Source organism: Bradyrhizobium sp. CCBAU 11386, from assembly GCF_028128955.1.
Classification (GTDB): Bacteria; Pseudomonadota; Alphaproteobacteria; order Rhizobiales; family Xanthobacteraceae; genus Bradyrhizobium.
The window spans coordinates 1-5,206 of the sequence record NZ_LBKA01000131.1 but is presented as its reverse complement, the minus strand read 5'-3'; the positions used below and the strand labels follow the sequence as shown (position 1 = coordinate 5,206).

Genomic DNA, 5,206 nt, shown 5'->3' with positions numbered 1-5,206 from the left:
TATTCATGTCTCCGCCTGCAGTTGCGCGCCTGCCTGCTAATCTATTTTCGGGGTCGTCGAACGAAGATGTCATCGGCATGGTACCGGAGTCGCGCCCCATATTGCTGGGAGTATCAATTTGAGTTTCGAAGCAGGTTCGATTTGGAGAAGATGGGATCTCACATTCACACTCCGGGCAGCATTCTTGCTGATAATTTTGTCGGAGGGTGGCACCCCTACCTAGCAGCGCTTGAGACGCAGAGCGACGTTCATGTGCTCGGAATAACCGATTACATGAGCATCGCCAACTATCGTCGAGATACTTCAGTTCAAGGCGGACGGCAGGCTTGCAAACATCAGCACGATGTTCCCGAACGTCGAGTTTCGGATTACTCCAAAAGACGCGCGACGGTATCAGCCTCGCCATCGATCCGGATGCGGTGCCCCGTACCAAGATCAATGTCGATGATGCCCTGGCCCTTTCGATCGACGCGCTGCCGTCGTCGTCAATGGCGCTTCGGCCACTTCCCGCGGTGGCACAGACGACCCAATCTCGACCGCCACGAAGGCGCTATATACTCGCTTCAGCGTGCTTGCAAAGCTACCTGCGCCACCTGAGCAGCTGGCTCACATGAAGGCCGGCCATGCGAGTCGCCTCGGAAACACTGGCGCCGAGCTCCAGCGATGCTGCAACAAGCCGCTCCCTCTCATCCAGCGACCACCGCGCCGCCGAGTGATCACCTCCGCGCTCGAAATCGTCATGGCGCTTCTCCTAGGATTACCCTAGGCCTGCAGCGATCGCGTTCGTCAAACAAGGCGGCCTCTGGCGGCAGGTATCCGATCTTCGGCGTACGGTCCCGCCTCCGCGCGCTGAGAGAGAAAGATGCCGTTGGCCAGCGCTTGGTCTCCCCCCGCGCGTTTGGTCCACAGCACGCCATCGCACCACACGTGGTCAACGCGGTCCCACTGGCAGGCAGATGCCGCATTCGGGAAAAACCCGCGTCCATTGTGATTGGCGCTTGTGTTGCATAGTAGCGGAATGCCCGTCAGCCCTTCATATTCGACGAGAAGTTCGGCGATTTTGTGCTGAGAGGTCCTGCAAATAGTCTGCAATCGCGCAGATCCGTCCAGATGCATGACAGCGGGGATCTTGTCCCGCCATTCTGCTCGTGTTAGGTGCTCAAAGAGCATGTAAGGGTCTGGCGTTCCAGGACTAAAAATATCCGGCGCACGATCCTCTAGGCATATTGGCGCTACAGGCCGGAAGTGCTCGCGAAGTTTGATGTCGTTGAGACGGTCCTTCATTCGCGGCGATGTCGCCGCGGCCAGTATGCTTCTGCTACCCAAAGCCCGAGGTCCAAGCTCCGCCCGGCCGGCAAGGAAAATAACGGGCTTGTTGCTGGCGAGAATCGTTGCAAGTTCACGCATGCTACATGGTGAGCTGCCCCATCCGGGCGGCACGTCGCCTCGTTCCACGGCTGGACCACTATAGACGGACCATTCCAATGGTACGAAGCCTTGGTCCGCCGCCAATGCGGAGCAAGCGGCACCTATTGCCGAGCCACTGTCATTCGGAAAGGGTGGGACCCAGATAGCATCGAACAAGCCGGCAGCTCGCAGTGCGCTATTCCATTTTATGTTGAGACCGCAACCGCCGGCGATGCACAGATTGCGCGCGGGAAGCCTCGAATGTCTCTGTATAGCACTCGCGAGCTTGGTAACGAGCAGACGCTCTTGGAACCAATGAAAGGATGCAAGCACATCTTCGGGGGCTTTGGCTTTTAACCGTAGCGCGCTGGCATCGAAGAACTCGTGGACAGGCTCAAGCGCGGCGTCCTCGCTGCAACGATCGACTGGCTCCGTAAACGTGCTAAAGTGCTTTTCGTAGAGCTCCTGAAACACCTCGACGATGCCTTCGTCGACCGAACCGAGCGCGATATAGGCCATCAACTTGCCCGCAACACCGAGGTCCCACTTTGTCCGGTTCGACTGCTTGTATGGTCCGAAGTGGTAGCCTGCGGCAGCATAAGCATGCCCGATCAGCGGGAAGAGGCACTCGAGGAACCTGGCTGCGCGGCGTTCTATATGGTAGAGACGTGGAAAGGAGGCGCCGTCCCACACCAGACAGAACGCGGGCTGCCCGGCCTTGGCGAAAGGGCTAGTACAAAAGGCCGAAGCCACATGGGCTGTGACATGCGGATAGCTTTGATAGGGGAAGGCGCTCCCGTTGAGCATTAGCCCAGAGCCGTCGTGCGCTATGAGGAGGCCTTCGGCATCGCCCTCAACATACGGCGCCCCTTTAAGGGTAATGGGTGCAGTCCCACTGAAAACCTCAAATTGTGACTCGACCTCGCCCCACCATCCGTCGATGACGAAGCGATCAACGTCTCGCGGATCTAAACCGTGCTCTGCCAGGGCGACAACAACTGCATCGAGATTGTCGATTTTTTGATATCGCGGATTATTGCCCCGCTTCTCCTGCTCGATACAAAAGACAAGCCGTCCGTCCTCGATAAGAGCGACTGCTCCGTCATGGGTCAGTTTGATACCGCAGATGCGCATACTGTCTCCGAACCTAATGTCGGTGATCCACTCGACTTGGAGGTGCCGCAACTGTTGCTCATGCCGCAAGACTCAGATGGGCTCCATTTGTCACGATGCACGCTCTGGGCCAGTTCCAATCAGAGGAATCACTGGCGATTGTCTGATCGAAGTCGGAGTTGGAAGCGACTTGACCGATTCGTGACACCGGACGCGTTCGGTTTCGGACCAAGCACTCCCGCCTACGGCGACAATTTGCGTGCATGCCACCTGCGGCCCTTGTGCCTCCTCCGACGCCGAGCGAACGAGTGCAGCGGAACTCTTTACCGGATAGTGAGATCGTTAACCGATCCTTTCCAGACCAGATCAGGAGACGTGACCTCCAGAGGCGACGACGAACCGCGGTCTTTGATGTCACGATTCAACCGATGTTCGCCGTTAACAGACATAGGAGCTGCTTACATTGCGGAGTGCCAGTCATCAGCTGAAGCGCAGATATTCATATCGATGCCTTTCATCTGGGACTGGACCGGCGGTTATTTGATCCTAAGGCTATTTAGCGCCTGGACGATGCGCTTCAGTCCGATCGCCGACGCCCCCGGTGGGGCGCCGAATGAGAGTCGCAGACCGTTGACGTCGCCAAACGTGTCTCCCGCAACGCAAGCCACATTAGTTTGCTTCAGGAGCCAGCTTGCAACATCATCCGTCACTCCAACGCGACCTTCGTCCTGCAAAGCAGATGCAAGCCTGTTCAGATCAAGATAGAAAAAGAAAGCCCCGTCGGCACGAGGTGGGGTTACATCACGTAGATTGGAAAGGATGTTAAGACCCATGTCGCAAGCGTCGAAAAGCCGTTGGTATGTCTCCCGCTCAATGCGGCCGCCGGCGACGTGAAAGTGGCTCAGCGCAGCCTGCTGCGCCTCTCGACTTGGTGTTATCGCTGCATAGCCCTGAAGCTTTCTTGCGGCGGAAACGATGGCCCTGGGAGCCGCGAAATAACCCAAGCGAGAGCCTGATATTGCCAGCGCCTGTGAACATGGATTGACTATGATCGTTCGCGCTCGCACGGCCGGGTGCGCCACGACGATCGACTCATGGCGGTGCAAACCAGTGAATACTAATCTTGAGTAGCGCTCGTCCGAAATGATCCATATTCGGAATTCGATAGCAAGCTCGCCGACCTCCTGCAATGTTGTTCGACTGTAGACTGCGCCCGTGGGATTGTTGGGTGAATTGATAATCATCGCTTTAGTCCGCGATGTAACGGCAGCTCGGATTGAGTTGACATCAGGAGTATATCGTGGGCGCCGGGCATCGACGAACACTGGTACTGCGCCAGCGGCGTGAACCAGTGCTGGGACCAACGGCTGCCAGGGGCGGATAATGATAACCTCGTCGCCCCTCTCTAGGACAGCCAAGCCCGCATAAAGCAGCGCTTCCTTTGAGCCGGCAGTGATTGCGATCTCTTCCGTACTCCAATCAACGCCTGTCTGCGCCGCGAGCCTTTCCGCAATAGCTTTGCGGAGCGGCATGAGGCCAATGGGATCCACGACGCCGCTCGCCCCAGAATCGACAGTAACCATTGCCCTCTCGTGCGCTAATGAGAGTGGTTGGAAGATCTCGTCATTTGCGAGATCGATAAACTGATGCCCGCCAAAAACAGAACCCGACGCCACGTCCTGGGCGCCGGGCGCATGCTCTGTAAAACAGAACGATGTCGAGTCTGACGGCAAAGTGACCTCCTAGGGTCGTCGAACTCGAGCAGCGAGCCAAAGCTCGCGACCGCCGTGCTCTCGCGGTCTAGCCATCGAGCCATATTCGGCGAGGCTGACGATCTCACCTCGACCGACACAGCCACCCTACACAACGCCGACAGCCTAATTGCCGTCTCTCCATGCTGAGTGCTTGGTGCGACAATTTTGGCTCAACATCAAACGGACGGCTCTTCGGCTCGACTATCGCTGCATAGAACGCCCTCCTGGACTGCCTGCAAAATGCGGGCCTCTTCCATCGTCCTACTTGCGAAGCGTATTGCCGCCGGCACATGGATACTGAATGACCTCGGCGCTCAAAGGATTTCGCAAAGTGAGAACTTGGCCGCGCGCGCCGCGACAGAGCCGTTGACGGTGACATATTGCAGTGCTCTTGCCAAACTCGTTGAAGATGCATCGTCATTCGCCTGATCCGCGCAGGCGGCACGGTGTATCATGGCCAGGAATTATGGTGCCTGATCAATATCAGTGTTAGTAGTTGATCCGGCAAGCGTTGAAACGCGCGTTAAGATGTTGCGACCGCTCCAGACAATCATGCCCCATGTAAGCTGATGAAGAGGGTCCATATGTGAGCCAAATGGAAGCAAAGATTAATGGCGTGAGCGGGACGGTTTCACTTCGCGGAGGTTGAGATCGACAAAGCCGCTCTATTCGAGACCGCCCCCTGAGATTGACTAGAACCTATCTCAAAATTGAAGATCAGCGTCGATCGGCTATAAAGGAAAGATGATTCGGCTGACGGACGAGCAATGGGAGCGCATCCGGAAACACTTTCCGGAAGAGCACATTGCCGACGGCCGGCCGGGCCGGAAGCCGATTGCGACGCGTCAGGTTCTCGAAGCCGCTCTTTGGATTTTGAACACGGGCGCGCAGTGGCACATGCTGCCGCAGTGCTATCCGAACTATAAGACCGT

At 57.0% G+C, this 5,206-nt stretch carries 4 protein-coding genes; 1 reads left to right on the top strand and 3 read right to left on the bottom strand.

The features are described from left to right. Positions 1-580 precede the first annotated feature (580 nt). The 3 genes from XI09_RS46080 to XI09_RS08995 all read right to left on the bottom strand — a co-directional run bounded on the left by XI09_RS46080 (position 581) and on the right by XI09_RS08995 (position 4,253). A complete protein-coding gene (locus tag XI09_RS46080) occupies positions 581-694 on the bottom strand; it encodes a transposase (RefSeq protein WP_097669603.1) in 114 nt (37 codons plus the stop codon). Positions 695-786: 92 nt separating this feature from the next. Beyond that, positions 787-2,541 carry a nodulation protein NodU gene (gene nodU / locus XI09_RS09000; RefSeq protein ID WP_097669602.1) on the bottom strand — a complete coding sequence of 585 codons (1,755 nt, stop codon included), beginning with the start codon at positions 2,539-2,541 and terminating at the stop codon, positions 787-789. A 515-nt stretch (positions 2,542-3,056) separates the two neighbouring features. Next, positions 3,057-4,253: a pyridoxal phosphate-dependent aminotransferase gene (locus tag XI09_RS08995; RefSeq protein ID WP_271566521.1), complete on the bottom strand. Its 1,197-nt coding sequence runs from the start codon at positions 4,251-4,253 to the stop codon at positions 3,057-3,059. A gap of 765 nt (positions 4,254-5,018) precedes the next feature. On the opposite strand from XI09_RS08995, the gene XI09_RS08990 reads away from it, so the two are divergent. Beyond that, positions 5,019-5,206 (top strand): transposase (locus XI09_RS08990; protein WP_271566520.1); only part of this gene is annotated, 188 nt, incomplete at its 3' end.